Annotated in this window: 16 protein-coding genes; 14 read left to right on the top strand and 2 right to left on the bottom strand. The window is 64.0% G+C overall.

Features of this window, described 5'->3' with window-relative positions:
• The first annotated feature begins 203 nt into the window (after nucleotides 1-203).
• From N430_RS19105 to N430_RS19095, 3 genes are all read left to right on the top strand, one after another.
• On the top strand, nucleotides 204-827 hold the full coding sequence (locus N430_RS19105) for a glutathione S-transferase (protein WP_110638316.1): 624 nt from the start codon (nucleotides 204-206) through the stop codon (nucleotides 825-827).
• Nucleotides 828-971: 144 nt separating this feature from the next.
• A complete protein-coding gene (locus N430_RS19100) occupies nucleotides 972-1,904 on the top strand; it encodes an ABC transporter ATP-binding protein (protein WP_110638317.1) in 933 nt (310 codons plus the stop codon).
• Nucleotides 1,901-2,680, top strand: coding sequence for an ABC transporter permease (locus N430_RS19095; RefSeq protein WP_110638318.1), 780 nt, complete (start codon nucleotides 1,901-1,903; stop codon nucleotides 2,678-2,680). The genes N430_RS19100 and N430_RS19095 overlap by 4 nt, the downstream gene beginning before the upstream one ends.
• Here N430_RS19095 and N430_RS19090 read toward each other — a convergent pair.
• Complete coding sequence (locus N430_RS19090; protein ID WP_116583652.1) at nucleotides 2,564-3,190, bottom strand: DUF2062 domain-containing protein; 627 nt, start codon at nucleotides 3,188-3,190, stop codon at nucleotides 2,564-2,566. The genes N430_RS19095 and N430_RS19090 overlap by 117 nt on opposite strands.
• Nucleotides 3,191-3,332: 142 nt before the next feature.
• On the opposite strand from N430_RS19090, the gene N430_RS19085 reads away from it, so the two are divergent.
• The 8 genes from N430_RS19085 (at nucleotide 3,333) to murB (ending at nucleotide 10,225) form a co-directional block, all read left to right on the top strand.
• Entirely contained in the window at nucleotides 3,333-5,549 is a 2,217-nt protein-coding gene (locus tag N430_RS19085; RefSeq protein WP_110638319.1) for a DNA internalization-related competence protein ComEC/Rec2, read from the top strand.
• Nucleotides 5,550-5,687: 138 nt separating this feature from the next.
• Nucleotides 5,688-6,323: a MotA/TolQ/ExbB proton channel family protein gene (locus N430_RS19080; protein ID WP_016391244.1), complete on the top strand. Its 636-nt coding sequence runs from the start codon at nucleotides 5,688-5,690 to the stop codon at nucleotides 6,321-6,323.
• Complete coding sequence (locus N430_RS19075; RefSeq protein WP_085675533.1) at nucleotides 6,320-6,754, top strand: biopolymer transporter ExbD; 435 nt, start codon at nucleotides 6,320-6,322, stop codon at nucleotides 6,752-6,754. The genes N430_RS19080 and N430_RS19075 overlap by 4 nt, the downstream gene beginning before the upstream one ends.
• Complete coding sequence (lpxK, locus tag N430_RS19070; RefSeq protein WP_110638320.1) at nucleotides 6,754-7,755, top strand: tetraacyldisaccharide 4'-kinase; 1,002 nt, start codon at nucleotides 6,754-6,756, stop codon at nucleotides 7,753-7,755. Before N430_RS19075 ends, lpxK begins: the two co-directional genes overlap by 1 nt.
• 43 nt (nucleotides 7,756-7,798) lie before the next feature.
• Nucleotides 7,799-7,984, top strand: coding sequence for a Trm112 family protein (locus tag N430_RS19065; RefSeq protein ID WP_003247142.1), 186 nt, complete (start codon nucleotides 7,799-7,801; stop codon nucleotides 7,982-7,984).
• Complete coding sequence (gene kdsB / locus N430_RS19060) at nucleotides 7,981-8,745, top strand: 3-deoxy-manno-octulosonate cytidylyltransferase (protein WP_110638321.1); 765 nt, start codon at nucleotides 7,981-7,983, stop codon at nucleotides 8,743-8,745. The genes N430_RS19065 and kdsB overlap by 4 nt, the downstream gene beginning before the upstream one ends.
• Nucleotides 8,745-9,209: a low molecular weight protein-tyrosine-phosphatase gene (locus N430_RS19055; RefSeq protein WP_110638322.1), complete on the top strand. Its 465-nt coding sequence runs from the start codon at nucleotides 8,745-8,747 to the stop codon at nucleotides 9,207-9,209. The genes kdsB and N430_RS19055 overlap by 1 nt, the downstream gene beginning before the upstream one ends.
• Nucleotides 9,206-10,225, top strand: a complete 1,020-nt coding sequence (gene murB / locus N430_RS19050) for a UDP-N-acetylmuramate dehydrogenase (RefSeq protein WP_110638323.1) — start codon at nucleotides 9,206-9,208, stop codon at nucleotides 10,223-10,225. Before N430_RS19055 ends, murB begins: the two co-directional genes overlap by 4 nt.
• 186 nt (nucleotides 10,226-10,411) lie before the next feature.
• On the opposite strand, the gene rne is transcribed toward murB, so the two are convergent.
• Complete coding sequence (gene rne, locus N430_RS19045; protein ID WP_110638324.1) at nucleotides 10,412-13,651, bottom strand: ribonuclease E; 3,240 nt, start codon at nucleotides 13,649-13,651, stop codon at nucleotides 10,412-10,414.
• 801 nt (nucleotides 13,652-14,452) lie between these two features.
• On the opposite strand from rne, the gene rluC reads away from it, so the two are divergent.
• The 3 genes from rluC to N430_RS19025 are packed head-to-tail and all read left to right on the top strand — an operon-like array spanning nucleotide 14,453 to nucleotide 17,131.
• Entirely contained in the window at nucleotides 14,453-15,409 is a 957-nt protein-coding gene (rluC, locus tag N430_RS19035; protein ID WP_103449704.1) for a 23S rRNA pseudouridine(955/2504/2580) synthase RluC, read from the top strand.
• Entirely contained in the window at nucleotides 15,399-16,094 is a 696-nt protein-coding gene (locus N430_RS19030) for an HAD family hydrolase (protein ID WP_256592151.1), read from the top strand. The genes rluC and N430_RS19030 overlap by 11 nt, the downstream gene beginning before the upstream one ends.
• Nucleotides 16,095-16,096: 2 nt before the next feature.
• The gene (locus N430_RS19025) at nucleotides 16,097-17,131 is read left to right on the top strand and encodes a S49 family peptidase (protein ID WP_110638325.1); all 1,035 of its coding nucleotides are present in this window, start codon (nucleotides 16,097-16,099) and stop codon (nucleotides 17,129-17,131) included.
• The last annotated feature ends 66 nt before the right edge of the window (nucleotides 17,132-17,197 follow it).

Below are 17,197 nucleotides of genomic sequence, written 5' to 3'. Positions count from 1 at the left end.
GTGACAGGGTGTGGCGGTGGGAGTTTCAGTTGATTGTTTGCCTGTGCCGGCCTCTTCGCGGGCTTGCCCGCTCCCACAGGGGCGGCGCCAAGCCTGAAAGCGATGCAATACCTGTGGGAGCGGGCGAGCCCGCGAAAGGGCCGGTACAGGCGATGAATGTCTGGAGTAGACTGTCCCACCTCCGCATTCATAAGGACGTTGCCATGCTGAAGATCTGGGGCCGCAAGAATTCGAGCAATGTGCGCAAGGCGCTGTGGATCGCCCACGAACTGGGCCTGGATTTCGAGTCGATCGATGCCGGTGGCGCCTTCGGCGTGGTCAACGAGCCGCATTATCGCGCCCGCAACCCCAATGGCCTGGTACCGATGCTCGAAGACGGCGACCTGACCCTGTGGGAGTCCAACACCATCGTCCGCTACCTGTGCGCCGAATACGGCACCGAGCAGGGCTGGTACCTGGAAGACCCGCGCCAGCGTGCCCTGGCCGACAAATGGATGGACTGGACCACTTCGTCCTTCGCCGGCCCGTTCCGCCCACTGTTCTGGGGCCTGCTGCGCACCCCGGAAGACCAGCGCGACTGGGTGGCAATCAACGCCGCACACAAGCAATGTGCCCAGTTGCTGGCCATCGCCGATGAAACCCTGGCCAAACAGCCGTACCTGTCCGGTGACCAGATCGGCATGGGCGACATCCCACTGGGTAGCTTCGTCTACGCCTGGTTCGAAATGCCCATCGAACGCCCGGCCATGCGTCACCTGGAAGCCTGGTATGAGCGCCTCAAGGCCCGCCCGGCTTATCAGGCCGCCGTGATGACCGCGCTGACCTGATCGAACACCACGGCTGTTTCGATAGTCACTATCAATACACATGACTGTACTTGTGCGGCCTGGCCTTGCACCATGGCCGCACTCACTGCGCCAGTGATCTGCCCTGGCGTGTCCTGAACCTAATTCTTCGGTAAGTGACCCGCTATGAGTTCCGCCCTGTCCATCCGACAGCTGACCAAGACCTACGGCAACGGCTTCCAGGCCCTCAAGGGCATCGACCTGGACGTCGCCGAAGGCGACTTCTTCGCCTTGCTCGGCCCCAACGGCGCCGGCAAGTCCACCACCATCGGCATCCTCTCCACCCTGGTGAACAAGACCAGTGGCACGGTCAACGTGTTCGGCCACGACCTGGACCGTGAGCCCTCGGCGCTCAAGCGCTGCCTGGGCGTGGTGCCGCAGGAGTTCAACTTCAACCAGTTCGAGAAGTGCTTCGATATCGTCGTGACCCAGGCGGGCTACTACGGTATCCCGGCCAAGGTGGCCAAGGAGCGCGCCGAGCAGTACCTGACCCAGCTGGGCCTGTGGGACAAGCGCGACGTGCCTTCGCGTTCGCTGTCCGGCGGCATGAAGCGCCGTTTGATGATCGCCCGTGCGCTGATCCACGAACCACGCCTGTTGATTCTCGACGAGCCCACCGCCGGCGTGGACATCGAGCTGCGCCGTTCGATGTGGAGCTTCCTCACCGAGCTCAACCAGAAGGGCATCACCATCATCCTCACCACCCATTACCTGGAAGAGGCTGAGCAGCTGTGCCGCAACATCGGCATCATCGACCACGGCACCATTGTCGAGAACACCAGCATGCGCCAGTTGCTGGGCAAGCTGCATGTCGAAACCTTCGTCCTCGACCTCAAGCGGGACCTGGCCACGGCGCCCGTGTTGCAGGGCTACCCGTGCCGCCTGCTGACCCCGCATACGCTGGAAGTGCAGGTGGAAAAGGACATTGGCATCACCGCACTGTTCGGCCAGCTGGCGCTGCAGAACATCGAAGTGCAGAGCCTGCGCAACAAGACCAACCGACTTGAGGAGCTGTTCGTGTCCCTGGTGGAAAAAAACCTGTCGAAGGTGGCCGTATGAGTGTGGAACTGCGCACCAACTGGGTCGCCCTGCAGACCATCGTCTACCGCGAAGTGCGGCGCTTCCTGCGCATCTGGCCGCAGACCCTGCTGCCGCCGGCGATCACCATGGTCCTGTACTTCGTGATCTTCGGTAACCTGATCGGCCGGCAGATCGGCGACATGGGCGGCTTCACCTACATGCAGTACATCGTGCCGGGGCTGATCATGATGTCGGTGATCACCAACTCCTACGGCAACGTGGTGTCGAGCTTCTTCGGCAGCAAGTTCCAGCGCTCGATCGAAGAGCTTATGGTGTCGCCGGTGTCGCCGCACACCATTCTGGTCGGCTACGTGCTGGGTGGCGTGCTGCGTGGTCTGGCGGTGGGGGTGATCGTGACCATCCTGTCGATGTTCTTCACCGACCTGCAGGTGCATCACCTGGGCGTGACGGTCATCGTGGTGCTGCTGACCGCGACCATCTTCTCGTTGCTGGGCTTCGTCAACGCGGTGTTCGCACGCAACTTCGACGATATCTCGATCATTCCGACCTTCGTGCTGACGCCGCTGACCTACCTGGGCGGGGTGTTCTATTCGATCAACCTGCTGCCGCCGTTCTGGCAGACCGTGTCGCTGGCCAACCCGGTGCTGCACATGGTCAACTCGTTCCGCTACGGCATCCTAGGGGTGTCGGACATCAGTATTGGCACGGCGATCACCTTCATGCTGGTGGCCACTGCTGTGCTCTACGTGCTGTGCGTTCGCCTGCTGGTCAGCGGCCGCGGCATGCGCGCCTGACAGCCGTTGCTTGCGCCGGCGCCACTGCCGGCCAATCCACCAGCGCCAGTACAGCAGGGTGGTGAAGTAGGCGACCACGCCCAGCACCACCCCGCACACCACCGAACCCAGCAGGAACGGCTGCCACAGGCTGGCCAACTGGTCGGTGATCCATTCGAAGGTCAGTTCGTCGGGCAGGGAGCGCGGCGGGATCTGCATCAGCCAGGCGCCGGTCATGTAGGTGACGAAGAACACCGGTGGCATGGTCAGCGGGTTGGTCAGCCAGACCAGGCTGACGGCGATCGGCAGGTTGCCGCGTACCGGGATCGCCAGTGCTGCGGCCAGCAGCATCTGCATGGGGATCGGGATCAACGCCGCGAACAGGCCCACACCCATGGCCCGCGCCACCGAATGACGGTTGAGGTGCCAGAGGTTCGGGTCATGCAGCAGCTTGCCGAAAAAGCGTAAGGACTTGTGTTCCCGAATGCTGGTCGGATCCGGCATGTAGCGTTTGAAAAGTCGGCGCGGCATGTAGGCTCCCGGAGCGTTGATCCGGGAAGTATGCCTTTATTCGCGTTCAGCCTTGTTTAGAGTTTGTGACAATTGTTTAGCGGGCAATGCCGGCTTTTCGTCTATGCCTCAGTAAGCGATTCCGCTTCTGGAGCTCTACCTCATGCGCACAGGGATGTTTGCGCTCGCGCTCGGGCTGTTGTGCCTGGGTTTTCTCCCCGTATTGCCGTCGGTCGGGTGGCTGCTACTGCTGTTGCTGGCGGGTGGCGCCTGCGCGTGCACCCGCCTGTGGCCGCTGGGCTGTTTTCTACTGGGGCTGTGCTGGGCCTGCTGGTCGGCGCAGCTGGCGCTGGATGACCGATTGGCCCCCGGGCTGGATGGCCGCACTCTATGGTTGCAAGGCCGTGTCGTCGGATTGCCGACGCGCACCGCACAGGGTGTGCGCTTTGAACTGGAGCAGCCGCATTCGCGCCGCGCCGAACTGCCAAGGCGCCTGCAGCTGAGCTGGTTCGATGGCCCGGCCATCCATGCTGGCGAACAGTGGCGCATGGCAGTCACCTTGCAGCGCCCGGCCGGGTTGCTGAACCCGTATGGCCCAGATCGCGAGGCGCAGCTGCTGGCTCGCCGCATCGGCGCCACTGGCACGGTCAAGGCGGGCCAGTTGAGACACGCAGTGACCCCAGGGTGGCGGGACGCACTGCGCGAACGCCTGCTGAAGGTCGATGCCCAGGGGCAGGGCGCGGCATTGGTAGCCTTGGTGCTCGGCGACGGGGCGGGCCTGGCCCGCGAGCAGTGGCAAGCGTTGCAAGCGACTGGCACGGTGCACTTGCTGGTGATTTCCGGGCAACACATTGGCCTGGTCGCGGGCTTGCTGTATGCCTTGGTGGCGGGTTTGGCGCGTTGGGGGCTCTGGCCGCAGGGGTGGCCGTGGTTGCCGTGGGCGTGCGGCCTGGCGCTGGCTGCGGCGCTGGGCTACGGCTGGCTGGCCGGTGCGGGCGTGCCGGTGCAGCGCGCCTGCCTGATGCTGGCGGTGGTGCTGCTGTGGCGTCTGCGCTTTCGTCAGCTGGGAGCGATGTTCCCACTGCTGCTGGCGTTGAACCTGGTATTGCTGGCCGAACCCCTGGCGGCGTTGCTCCCCGGTTTTTGGCTGTCGTTCGCGGCGGTGGCGATCCTTATCTACAGCTTTGCTGCACGGCTTGGCGGCTGGCGCCCCTGGCAGGCGTGGACGCGGGCCCAGTGGGTGATCGCCGTCGGTCTGTTGCCGGTGCTGTTGGCTACGGGATTGCCGGTCAGCCTGAGTGCGCCAGCAGCGAACTTGCTGGCGGTGCCCTGGGTCAGCCTGGCGGTGCTGCCACTGGCATTGCTCGGTACGTTGTTGTTGCCGCTGGCGGGCATTGGTGAGGGCCTGCTGTGGGTCGCAGGTGGCTTGCTGGAGATCCTGTTCCACCTGCTGGGTTTGCTGGCGGCGTGGCGGCCGGTATGGATACCGCCGGCACTGCCGGTGTTGGCGTGGTTGCTGGTGTGTTGCGGGGCGCTGCTGTTGCTGTTGCCTCGCGGTGTGCCATTGCGTTGGCTGGGCGGGGTCATGCTACTGGCCTTGTGGGTGCCGAGGGAGCCCGTGCCGCATGGGCAGGTTGAAATCTGGCAGCTGGACGTCGGCCAAGGCTTGTCGATGCTGTTGCGCACGCAGCATCACACCCTGCTTTACGACGCCGGGCCGGCCAAGGGCGAAACCGATCTGGGCGAGCGGGTGGTGCTGCCAGCCCTGCGCAAGCTGGGGGTAGACCACCTGGACCTGATGCTGATCAGCCACGCCCATGCCGACCATGCGGGGGGCGCTGCGGCCATCCAGGCAGGCTTGCCGGTCAAGCGGGTAATTGGCGGTGAAGCACTGGCTGACGTGCAGTTGCAACCCTGTGCCAGTGGTGAGCAATGGTCATGGGATGGCGTGCACTTTTCGCTATGGCGCTGGGAGGATGGGCAGAGTAGCAATGACCGTTCCTGTGTGCTGATGGTTGAGGCGCAGGGCGAGCGGATGTTACTGGCGGGGGATATGGAGGCTGGCGCCGAGCGGGCTTGGCTGGCGCAAAGCGCTGCACCTCGTATCGACTGGCTGCAAGCGCCGCACCATGGCAGCCGTACTTCATCCACCGAGGCGTTCATTCGCGCTACGGCTGCACGTGGCGTGCTGATTTCGCGGGGGCGCAACAACAGTTTCGGGCATCCTCATGCACAGGTGGTCGAGCGTTACCGGCGGCATGGGCTGGCCATTCACGACACAGCGGTGGAGGGGGCGCTGCGGTTGGTGTTGGGCGGGCAGGGCGAGGTTGAGAGTGTGCGCCGACAGCGGCGGTTCTGGCGTGATGTTGTTGGTGGCTGAACTGGCCCTTTCGCGGGCAAGTTCAGCCACCGCAAAGCCCAAGCCAGAAACTGGCCTGCCAATTCCCTGACCTCCGGCAGATGAGCCCTCGCCGTGCCTATGGTAGAGTGGCGGCCTTTTTCCGAAGGGGCGTTTACTGTGTGGGAATTGGTCAAGTCCGGTGGTTGGATGATGCTGCCGATCATTCTGAGTTCCATCGCCGCCATGGCTATCGTCGTCGAGCGCCTGTGGACCCTGCGCGCCAGCCGCGTCACCCCGCCGCACCTGCTGGGCCAGGTGTGGATGTGGATCAAGGACAAGCAACTCACCAGTGACAAGCTCAAGGCCTTGCGCGCCGACTCGCCGCTGGGCGAAATCCTCGCCGCGGGCCTGGCCAACTCGCGCCATGGCCGCGAGATCATGAAAGAGTGCATCGAGGAAGCCGCTTCGCGCGTCATCCACGAACTCGAGCGCTACATCAGCACCCTCGGCACCATCGCCGCGATGGCGCCGTTGCTCGGCCTGCTGGGCACCGTGCTGGGCATGATCGATATCTTCAGCGCCTTCATGGGCTCGCAGATGACCGCCAACGCAGCGGTATTGGCCGGTGGTATCTCCAAGGCCCTGGTCACCACTGCGGCCGGCCTGATGGTCGGTATCCCGGCGGTGTTCTTCCACCGCTTCCTGCTGCGCCGCATCGATGAACTGGTGGTGGGCATGGAGCAGGAGGCGATCAAGCTGGTGGAAGTGATCCAGGGCGACCGCGAAGTGGAAGTGGCCGGAGGCAAGGCGTGAAGTTCCGGCGCAATCGCCAGCGGGAGAACGTCGACATCAACCTCGCATCGCTGATCGATGTGGTGTTCGTCCTGCTGCTGTTCTTCGTGGTCACCACCACCTTCACCCGCGAGACGCAGTTGCGCGTCGAGCTGCCCGAAGCGGCCAGCGCCGAGCAGGCACCGGCCGATCAGGGCAAGCTGGTGGAAGTGACCATCAGCGCCGATGGCGTGTATTCGGTGAACAACCACCTGCTGCCCAAGAGCGACCTGGCGACCCTGACCGAAGCCATCGAGCGCGAGTCGGGGGGTGACAACAAGCTGCCATTGGCCATCAGTGCCGACGGCAAAACCCCGCACCAGGCCGTGATCACTGCAATGGATGCTGCCGGCAAGCTCGGTTTCAGCCACCTGCGCATGACCACCGTCGAGGCCGCCCAGGGGACACCTTGATGGCGCTCGCCGACCGCTTGCTCGCTGCCTGGTACGCCGGGCATCCGGCCCTGGCGCTGCTGCGTCCGCTCGAAGCGCTGTACCGGCGCGTGGTGACGCGCAAGCGTGCGCGTTTTCTCAGTGGTGAAAGTGCCAGCTACCGGGCGCCGGTACCGGTCATCGTGGTGGGTAACATCACGGTGGGCGGCACCGGCAAGACGCCGATGATTCTCTGGCTGATCGAACATTGCCGCCGCCAGGGCCTCAAGGTCGGTGTGGTCAGCCGTGGCTACGGTGCCAAGCCGCCACATTACCCGTGGCGGGTAGAGGCGAGCCAGCCAGCCGAACAGGCCGGTGACGAACCCTTGCTGATCGTCCAGCGCACCGGCGTGCCCCTGATGATCGACCCTGACCGTTCCGCCGCAGTGCAGGCGCTGCTGGCCAGCGAACCACTGGACCTGATCCTGTGCGACGACGGCATGCAGCACTACCGCCTGGCCCGTGACCTTGAACTGGTGCTGATCGATGCCGCTCGTGGGCTGGGCAATGGCCGTTGCCTGCCGGCCGGGCCGCTGCGCGAGCCTGCCGAGCGCCTGCAGGAAGCTGACGCCGTGCTGTTCAACGGCGCCAGTGAAGACAGCACCAAGGGTTTCGGTTTCAGCCTGCAACCGTCCGCCCTGGTCAACCTGCGCAGCGGCGAGCGCCGCGAACTCGATCTTTTTCCTGCGGGCCAGCGCCTGCACGCGGTTGCCGGCATCGGCAACCCGCAACGTTTCTTCAATACCCTGCTGGGGCTAAACTGGCAGCCGGTGCCGCATCCCTTTGCCGACCATGCACAGTTCAGCGCCGAAAGCCTGGCGTTCAGCCCGTCGTTGCCGCTGGTCATGACCGAAAAGGATGCGGTGAAATGCCGGGCCTTCGCTGCCGACGACTGGTGGTACCTGGCTGTCGAGGCACAGCCCACGCCAGCCTTCGGCGCCTGGTTCGACAGCCAGCTGCAGCGCTTGCTGCGCAAGCCCTGAGCCCTTCTTCAATTTCCGGCCATCCGGCCTCAAGGACGCTTCCATGGACACCAAACTGCTCGATATCCTGGCCTGCCCGATCACCAAGGGCCCGCTCAAGCTCAGCGCCGACAAGACCGAGCTGATCAGCAAGGGCGCGGGCCTTGCCTACCCGATCCGCGACGGCATCCCGGTGATGCTGGAAAGCGAGGCGCGTACCTTGACCGACGATGAGCGTCTGGACAAATGAGCGTGAATTTCACCGTGGTCATTCCTGCCCGGCTGCGCTCCACGCGCCTGCCGGGCAAGCCATTGCTGGCGATCGCCGGCAAGCCGATGGTCCAGCATGTCTGGGAGCAGGCGCGCAAGAGTGGTGCAAACCGCGTGGTCATCGCCACCGATGACGCCAGTATCCTCGAAGCCTGCCAGGCCTTCGGCGCCGAAGTGCTGATGACCCGCGCCGACCATGAGTCGGGCACCGACCGCCTGGCCGAAGTGGCCGCGCACCTTGGCCTGCCGGCCGATGCCATCGTGGTCAACGTGCAGGGTGACGAGCCGCTGATCCCGCCGGTGATCATCGACCAGGTGGCCGCCAACCTGGCTGCCCACCCGGAAGCCGGCATCGCCACCCTGGCCGAGCCGATCCATGAACCGGAAACCGTGTTCAATCCCAATGCCGTCAAGGTGGTCAGCGACAAGAACGGGTTGGCCCTGACGTTCAGCCGCGCGCCGCTGCCGTGGGCTCGCGATGCCTTTGCCAAGGACCGCAACGTGTTGCCGGAGAGCGCGCCGTATCGTCGTCACATCGGCATGTACGCGTACCGCGTCGGCTTCCTGCAGGACTTCGTCAGCTGGGGCCCATGCTGGCTCGAGCAGACCGAGGCCCTGGAGCAGCTGCGTGCGCTGTGGCATGGCGTGCGCATCCACGTTGAGGACGCTATCGAAGCGCCAGCCGTGGGTGTCGATACCCCTGAAGACCTGGAGCGCGTACGGCGCTTGCTGGAGGCCTGATGCGCGTCCTGTTCGTCTGCCTCGGCAACATCTGCCGCTCGCCCACCGCCGAAGGCGTGCTGCGCCATCAGTTGCAGGCGGCCGGCCTGGCTGAGCAGGTGCATGTGGCATCTGCCGGTACCGGCGACTGGCATGTCGGCAAGGCCCCTGACAGCCGCACCTGCAAGGCGGCGCTGGCGCGTGGTTATGACTTGTCGCAGCAACGTGCCCAGCAGGTCAAGGTGGCGCATTTCGATGAGTACGACCTGATCCTGGCCATGGATGAGAGCAACCTCGGTCACCTGCGAGCCATGCGCCCGCACAACGCCGCTGGCGAGCTCGACCTGTTCCTGCGCCGCTACGGTGCGGCCCTGGACGAAGTGCCGGACCCTTACTATGGCGGCGCCGAAGGCTTCGAGCAGGTGCTCGACCTGATCGAGGCTGCGTGCCGCGAGCTGGTCGTGGAAATCAAGGGGCGGCTATGACAGCGGTTTGGCAGGAACAGGTTTCGCTGAAGGCCTACAACACCTTCGGTATTGATGTAAAAGCCCGCTATTTCACCCAGGCGCACTGCGATGACGAAGTGCGCGAGGCTTTGGCTCAGGCGCGTCAGCGTGAGTTGGCAGTGCAGGTGATCGGTGGTGGCAGCAACCTGCTGCTGACCCGCGATATTGATGCCGTGGTATTGCACATGGCCAGCCGTGGTCGACGCGTGCTGAGCGACGACGGCGAGCGGGTGGTGGTCGAAGCGGAGGCTGGCGAACCCTGGCACCCGTTCGTGCAATGGTCGTTGGCGCAAGGCTACTGTGGCCTGGAAAACCTCAGCCTGATCCCGGGTACCGTGGGGGCTGCGCCGATGCAGAACGTCGGCGCCTATGGGGTCGAGGTCAAGGATGTGTTCGCCGGGTTGACCGCGCTGGACCGGGAGACCGGCGAGCTGCGTGATTTTGACCTGGAGGCGTGTGCCTTCGGTTACCGCGACAGCGTGTTCAAGCGCAACGCCGGTCGGTGGTTGATCCTGCGAGTGCGTTATGCCTTGAGCCGTACGTTGCGTGCCCACCTGGATTACGGGCCAGTGCGCCAACGTCTGCTGGAGCAGGGTGTCGAGCAACCGAGCGCACAGGCGATCAGTGACGCCATTTGCAGCATTCGCCGCGAGAAACTGCCGGACCCGTCCGAGCTGGGCAATGCCGGTAGCTTCTTCAAGAACCCGGTGGTGTCAGCTGGGCTGGTGGAGCGCATCCGTGCCCGATATCCGGGGGTGGTCGCTTATCCCCAGGCTGACGGACAGGTGAAGCTGGCAGCGGGCTGGCTGATCGAACAGGCGGGCTGGAAAGGCTACCGTGAAGGCGATGCCGGCGTGCATCGGTTGCAGTCGTTGGTGCTGGTCAATTATGGCCAGGCGAGCGGAGCGCAGGTGTATGCGCTGGCGCAGCGAATCCAGGCGGATATCCTGGAGCGGTTCGGGGTGGAGCTGGAAATGGAGCCCAATCTTTACTGATTGCAGCGCCTGTCCCGGCCTCTTCGCGGGCAAGCCCGCTCCCACAGGGGTATCACAAGACCTGAAGGAAGTGGGATTCCTGTAGGAGCGGGCGTGCCCGCGAAGAGGCCGGTTCTGCTGAACAGATAGCCAAGAAAAAGCCCCGCCAATTCGCACTGGCGGGGCTTTTTCATTCAGCGTCGGCTATCAATGAGGCTTGTGCTCATCGGCTGCTTCCAGCACTGGCTCGGCGGCTTCCTGCGCAGCCTTGGCTGCGGCCTCGGCTTCACGCTTGCGGCGACGCACTTCGCGTGGGTCGTTCGGCGCGCGGCCGTTTGGCAGCATCACGGTGGCGGCTTCGGCGACGGCCTGTGCTGCTTCGACAGGGGCCGGCTCGACGGCTACCGGGGCGGCTTCAACGACGGCAGGTGCAGGTTCTGCAACCACTTCCGGCTGGGCTTCGACGACTGCAACTGGCTGCTCGGCAACCGGTGCTTCTTCAGCCACAACCTGAGCCTTCTCGGCTTCACCGCCCTCGACCACTGGCGCTTCGATCACCTTGGCTTCGACAACAGGGGCTTCAACCGGTGCTTCGGCAACCACTACCGGCTCGGCGGCAGGGGCTTCTTCAACCACTGGCTGCGGCGCAATTTCGACCACTGGCTCGACGCTGGCTTCGACCACGGCGACCGGCTCGCGGACGGGCTGTTCGACCACCGGCGCGATAACAGCTTCTTCGGCTTGAGCAACCACTGCAACCTGCTCGGTCGGTTGGGCGACTTCGCTGTTTTCGGTGGTAACGGCTTCGGCGCTGGCACGCTCGGCTTGCTGGTTAGCCTCAGCTTCGGCGTTGGCGCTGATGTGGCTGCTGGCGACGGCAGCGGTAACGGCCAGGCCGGCAGCCAGTTCGGCGCCAAGCTCGGTGGCTTGGTGCTGTTGTGGCTGCTCTTCGCTGCCTTCTTCGTCGCTGCCTTCGATCAGCTCGCCATTGGCATTGCGCTGACGTTCACGACGGTTGCTGCGACGACGCTGCCCGCGAGAGCGACGACGTGGGCGCTCGTCATCGGTACCTTCCTGCTCGTCCTGCTGCAGCTCTTCGTTCGGCAGTTGCTCATCGGCGAGTTCGGCAGCCTGCTCGGCGGCTTGTTCGTCCGGGCGTGGCTGACGCTCTTCACGCGGTGGGCGAGGCTGACGTTCTTCGCGAGGTGGGCGAGGCTGACGTTCTTCACGAGGTGCACGTTCTTCACGAGGTGCACGTTCTTCGCGAGGTGCACGCTCTTCACGCGGAGCACGTTCTTCGCGAGGGGCGCGTTCTTCGCGTGGCGCACGCTCTTCGCGTTCGACAGGTGGGGTGGCGTCCAGTGGCTCACGCAGCTCACGTACGCGCTCTTCGCCACGGTTGCCACGGCGATCTTCACGTGGCTGGCGTGGTGCACGCTCTTCACGAGGTGCGCGCTCTTCACGTGGAGCACGTTCTTCACGAGGTGCGCGCTCTTCACGTGGAGCACGTTCTTCACGAGGTGCGCGTTCTTCGCGTGGTTGACGCTCTTCACGCGGGGCGCGCTCGGCACGCTCTTCGCGCGGCTTGCGCTCTTCATCGCGACGACCGTTGCGGTTACGGCTCTGCTGGCGGCCGTTGCGGCGCTCTTCGTTGCGCTGGCTGCGCTCGGCGACTGGCTTTTCGGTAGCGGCAACGACCGGCGCGGCGGCAGGTTCTTCTTTGCCGGCGAACAGGCTGACCAGCGACTTCACCAGGCCCTTGAACAGGCTTGGCTCAGGCGCGCTCGGCGCAGGGGCTACCGGGGCGGCCGGCTGAGGCTGCTCTTCGGCGGCGCTCGGTACCGGGGCGTTGGCGCGGGCCGGGGCGGTCTTCACCGCCGCTTCCTGGCGAACCAGGGTGCGGGTGGCGGTCGGCTGCGGCGCTTCTTCGGCTTCGGCGGCGGCGATTTCGTAGCTGGACTGGTTGTTCAGCACTTCCGGGTTGTCGTCGCGCAGGCGCTGAACTTCGAAGTGCGGGGTTTCCAGGTGGTCGTTCGGCAGGATGATGATGCGTGCGCGAGTACGCAGTTCGATCTTGGTGATCGAGTTGCGCTTCTCGTTGAGCAGGAACGCGGCCACCGGGATCGGCACCTGGGCGCGTACTTCGGCAGTACGGTCTTTCAGGGCTTCTTCTTCGATCAGGCGCAGGATGGCCAGCGACAGCGATTCGACGTCACGGATGATGCCGGTGCCGGAGCAGCGTGGGCAGACGATGCCGCTGCTTTCGCCGAGCGATGGGCGCAGGCGCTGACGGGACATTTCCAGCAGGCCGAAGCGCGAAATGCGGCCGACCTGTACGCGGGCGCGGTCGGCTTCCAGGCATTCACGCACGCGCTCTTCTACAGCGCGCTGGTTCTTCGCCGGGGTCATGTCGATGAAGTCGATGACGATCAGGCCGCCGATGTCACGCAGGCGCAGCTGGCGGGCGATTTCCTCGGCCGCTTCCAGGTTGGTCTGCAGGGCGGTTTCCTCGATGTCGCTGCCCTTGGTGGCGCGCGCCGAGTTGATGTCGATGGAGACCAGGGCCTCGGTCGGGTCGATCACGATCGAGCCACCGGACGGCAGGTCGACGACGCGCTGGAAGGCGGTCTCGATCTGGCTTTCGATCTGGAAACGGTTGAACAGCGGCACGCTGTCTTCGTACAGCTTGACCTTGCTGGCGTACTGCGGCATCACCTGGCGGATGAAGGTCAGGGCTTCTTCCTGGGCATCGATGCTGTCGATCAGCACCTCGCCGATGTCCTGGCGCAGGTAGTCGCGGATGGCGCGGATGATGACGTTGCTTTCCTGATAGATCAGGAACGGCGCGGCGCGGTCCTGGGACGCTTCCTTGATGGCGGTCCACAGTTGCAGCAGGTAGTCGAGGTCCCACTGCATTTCTTCGCTGCTGCGGCCAAGGCCGGCAGTGCGCACGATCAGGCCCATGTCGCCCGGCACGGTCAGGCCGTTCAGGGCTTCACGCAGTTCGTTGCGCTCTTCGCCTTCGATGCGGCGGGAAATGCCACCGGCACGCGGGTTGTTTGGCATCAGCACCAGGTAGCGGCCAGCCAGGCTGATGAAGGTGGTCAGGGCGGCGCCTTTGTTGCCGCGCTCTTCCTTCTCGACCTGGACGATGACTTCCTGGCCTTCGCTCAGGACTTCCTTGATGTTGACCCGGCCTTCAGGAGCCTTCTTGAAGTATTCGCGGGAGATTTCCTTCAGCGGCAGGAAGCCGTGACGTTCGGAGCCGAAGTCGACGAAGGCGGCCTCGAGGCTGGGCTCGATCCGGGTGATCTTGCCTTTGTAGATGTTGGCCTTTTTCTGCTCGCGCGCGCCGGACTCGATGTCCAGGTCGTAGAGACGTTGGCCGTCCACCAGGGCTACACGCAACTCTTCGGGTTGAGTTGCGTTAATCAGCATTCTTTTCATGTTGTACCGTCGGTTTCCGGGCTGCCGGAAACGGCGTTCGGCACACACGACTTCTCATGGTCGGTGCCAAGGTGCGCAAAGGGTGGCCGGGCCACCCCCGTGTCGAGCAACGTTCGGCACCAGCCGGTTGCCCAGCCTGCCGTTGTCGCGACGACGCGTCCTGTTTGCTGCGGTGCCTACCAGGCCCCGGTGGCTTCGAATGGGTATCCGAATCAACCAAGCGGGCCTCGTGCACTCAGTCAGGAGGAGGAATCAACCGTCAGCCGTGGACGCCCGGGGGCATCTGTTCAGGACCTTATCCGCTCGCCGGCCATTCAGTGGGCCGGTGGCCGGACGCGGTGCTACACGGTCCGAGGGCTGTGCATCTCCACCCTGCACGTATCCCTGATAATTCGGGTGCTGCCGCGCGCTGAATCCGCAACGGGTTGCATTTTTCGCCAGCTTCGAACGGGAAGCTGACGCCATTACATATCCAAGGCAGGTATTTCCGAAGCATTCGCCTTGCGTTGCGTGGAAGCGACGGGGGCGGGCAGAGGTGCAGCGAAAAGAATCGGGAAGCAGGTGAAAAACCACACTTGTCGTTTTTTTTCGGTCTTCTCTACACAGCGCTGGTGGCGATTCCAGGCAATTCGGTAAACTGGCGAAAACCCCGTAGGACGGCCTCGCGTCCTGGAGAACTGCGTAGGTCAGGAACCGGCCCAGGGCCTGGTTTCACTGGCCTGCCGCTTTTGGCGGCGTTCGCGACTATAGCATTGATGATTAAGTGCTTCAATTCCATAAATAATTGTTATGATCCCCGCCATGACGACCAATACCCCTCCGACTTCCGGCGTTCAGCTGATCGAAGTCGCGCCGGAACTTGCCGGCCAACGCATCGACAATTTCCTCATCACGGCGCTCAAGGGCGTGCCCAAGACCTTGGTCTACCGCATCCTGCGCAAGGGTGAGGTGCGGGTCAACAAGGGGCGTGTCAAGCCTGAGTACAAGATCCAGGCTGGCGATATCGTGCGCGTGCCGCCTGTCCGGTTGCCTGAGCGTGACGAGCCTGCGCCGGTGGCCCAGGGGCTGCTGCAGCGCCTGGAAGCTGCCATCGTCTACGAAGACAAGGCGCTGATCGTGATGAACAAGCCGGCCGGTATCGCCGTGCACGGTGGTAGCGGCCTGAGCTTCGGCGTGATCGAGGCGCTGCGGCAGTTGCGCCCGGATGCCAAGGAGCTGGAGTTGGTGCACCGCCTGGACCGCGACACCTCGGGCCTGCTGATGATCGCCAAGAAGCGCAGCATGCTGCGCCACCTGCATGCCGCCCTGCGGGGTGATGGCGTGGACAAGCGCTACATGGCGCTGGTGCGTGGCCACTGGCCGACCTCGAAGAAGCAGGTCAACGCGCCGCTGCTCAAGAGCAACCTGCGCTCCGGCGAGCGCATGGTCGAAGTCAATGACGAGGGCAAGGAGGCGCTGACCCTGTTCCGTGTGCTGCGCCGCTTCGGCGAGTTCGCCACCATTGTCGAGGCGCGCCCGATCACCGGTCGCACCCACCAGATTCGCGTGCATACCCTGCATGCCGGGCACATGATCGCCGGTGATAGCAAGTATGGTGACGAGGACTTCAGCCGCGAGATCCGCGAGCTGGGTGGCAAGCGCCTGTTCCTGCATGCCTACGCATTGACCGTGCCGCTGCCAGATGGTGGCGAGCTGAAACTCGAAGCGCCTGTGGACGAAGTCTGGGCGAAGACCGTGGAGCGTTTGAGTGCGTCGTGATCTGTCGAACAAACCTTATGAGTTACTGATTTTTGACTGGGACGGCACCCTGGCCGATTCCATCGGCCGCATTGTCGAGGCGATGAATGCCGCTGCCGAGCGTGCCGGCGAGGCGCCAAGCCCTGAGGATGCCGTGAAGGGCATCATCGGCCTGGCGCTCGGCGAAGCCATCTCGACGCTGTATCCACATCTTGATCCGCTGCAGGTCGAAACCTTCCGTCAGCACTACGCCGACATCTATATGGCCCTGGATCAGCAACCTTCGCCGCTGTTCGAGGGTGTGGTCGAATCGCTGGATGCCTTCCGCGCCGAGGGTTATCGCCTGGCGGTAGCGACCGGTAAGGCGCGTCGTGGGCTGGATCGCGTGCTCAAGGCCAATGGCTGGGAGCAATTCTTCGACATTACCCGTGCCGCCGACGAAACCCGTGGCAAGCCTCACCCACTGATGCTAGAGGAGATCCTCGGGCATTGCGGAGTCGAACCCGGGCGGGCGCTGATGGTCGGAGATTCGGCATTCGATCTGCAGATGGCCAGCAACGCCGGCATGCATTCGGTGGCGGTGAGCTATGGCGCCATGTCGCTGCAGGCACTGGCCGAATTCGGCCCGCAGGTATGCATCGATCATTTTTCCCAGCTGCGCGAGTGGCTGGCAGGTTCCAGGCAAGTTCAATTCCAAGGTAGGTGAGCATGGCTGACGAGTGGAAAGCGCCGGTTAACGAAACCGAAGAGGAGCGCCTCGCTCGCGAGGCGCGTGAAGCGCAGAACGAAGAGGCTCGTGTCGAGCAGAAGAGCTGGAAGCTGCTGGAAAAGACCCTGTTGGCTGGGGTTCAGGAGCAGCGTCGATCCAGGCGCTGGGGGATTTTCTTCAAGCTGCTGACCTTCGTCTACCTGTTCGGCATTCTGGCCCTGTTCCTGCCGTTCATGGATGTGGACAAGGCCGCGTCGCGCAGTGGTAATCACACGGCCCTGGTTGAGGTGCGCGGGGTGATTGCCGATCAGGAAGCGGCCAGCGCCGACAATATCGTCAAGAGCCTGCGCGATGCGTTCAAGGACCCCAAGACCAAGGCGGTGGTCCTGCGCATCAACAGTCCGGGTGGCAGCCCGGTGCAGGCGGGCTATGTGTATGACGAGATCCGCCGTTTACGTGGTGAGCACCCGGATATCAAGCTGTATGCGGTGATCACTGATCTGGGTGCTTCGGGCGCTTACTACATCGCCAGTGCGGCGGATGAGATCTATGCCGATAAGGCCAGTCTGGTTGGCTCCATTGGTGTGACGGCGGCCGGCTACGGTTTCGTCGGTTCAATGGAGAAGCTGGGTGTCGAGCGGCGTACTTATACTGCGGGCGAGCATAAGGCTTTCCTGGATCCGTTCTCCCCTGAAAAGCCTGATGAGCGCGCGTTCTGGCAGGGTGTGCTGGACACCACGCACCAGCAGTTCATTGCCATGGTGAAGCAGGGGCGGGGCGACCGCCTGAAGGACAAGGAGCATCCGGAACTATTCAGCGGTTTGGTCTGGTCGGGTGAGCAGGCCAAGGCGCTGGGGCTGGTGGATGGGCTCGGCAGTGCCAGCTATGTGGCGCGTGAGATCGTGGGTGAGAAGGACCTGGTCGATTACACCGTGCAGGAATCGCCGTTCGATCGCTTCTCCAAACGCATTGGCGCCAGCGTGGCCGAGCATCTGGCCATGTGGATGGGGTTCCAGGGGCCTCAGCTGCGCTGATTCGAAATTGCTGGGGCCGCTGCGTGGCCCTTTCGCGACGCAAGGCCGCTCCCACAGAAGATCGCG

This window comes from Pseudomonas sp. CC120222-01a (assembly GCF_003097235.1).
Classification (GTDB): Bacteria; Pseudomonadota; Gammaproteobacteria; order Pseudomonadales; family Pseudomonadaceae; genus Aquipseudomonas.
The sequence above is the reverse complement of the archived record's forward strand: the minus strand, read 5'-3'. Positions and strand labels throughout refer to the sequence as shown.

What these genes read in the sequence shown, in the direction of transcription:
- N430_RS19105 (WP_110638316.1), top strand. Translation starts at nt 204, where the DNA reads ATGCTGAAGATCTGGGGCCGCAAGAATTCGAGCAATGTGCGCAAGGCG.
- N430_RS19100 (WP_110638317.1), top strand. Translation starts at nt 972, where the DNA reads ATGAGTTCCGCCCTGTCCATCCGACAGCTGACCAAGACCTACGGCAAC.
- N430_RS19095 (WP_110638318.1), top strand. Translation starts at nt 1,901, where the DNA reads ATGAGTGTGGAACTGCGCACCAACTGGGTCGCCCTGCAGACCATCGTC.
- N430_RS19090 (WP_116583652.1), bottom strand. Translation starts at nt 3,190, where the DNA reads ATGCCGCGCCGACTTTTCAAACGCTACATGCCGGATCCGACCAGCATT.
- N430_RS19085 (WP_110638319.1), top strand. Translation starts at nt 3,333, where the DNA reads ATGCGCACAGGGATGTTTGCGCTCGCGCTCGGGCTGTTGTGCCTGGGT.
- lpxK (WP_110638320.1), top strand. Translation starts at nt 6,754, where the DNA reads ATGGCGCTCGCCGACCGCTTGCTCGCTGCCTGGTACGCCGGGCATCCG.
- N430_RS19065 (WP_003247142.1), top strand. Translation starts at nt 7,799, where the DNA reads ATGGACACCAAACTGCTCGATATCCTGGCCTGCCCGATCACCAAGGGC.
- kdsB (WP_110638321.1), top strand. Translation starts at nt 7,981, where the DNA reads ATGAGCGTGAATTTCACCGTGGTCATTCCTGCCCGGCTGCGCTCCACG.
- N430_RS19055 (WP_110638322.1), top strand. Translation starts at nt 8,745, where the DNA reads ATGCGCGTCCTGTTCGTCTGCCTCGGCAACATCTGCCGCTCGCCCACC.
- murB (WP_110638323.1), top strand. Translation starts at nt 9,206, where the DNA reads ATGACAGCGGTTTGGCAGGAACAGGTTTCGCTGAAGGCCTACAACACC.
- rne (WP_110638324.1), bottom strand. Translation starts at nt 13,651, where the DNA reads ATGAAAAGAATGCTGATTAACGCAACTCAACCCGAAGAGTTGCGTGTA.
- rluC (WP_103449704.1), top strand. Translation starts at nt 14,453, where the DNA reads ATGACGACCAATACCCCTCCGACTTCCGGCGTTCAGCTGATCGAAGTC.
- N430_RS19025 (WP_110638325.1), top strand. Translation starts at nt 16,097, where the DNA reads ATGGCTGACGAGTGGAAAGCGCCGGTTAACGAAACCGAAGAGGAGCGC.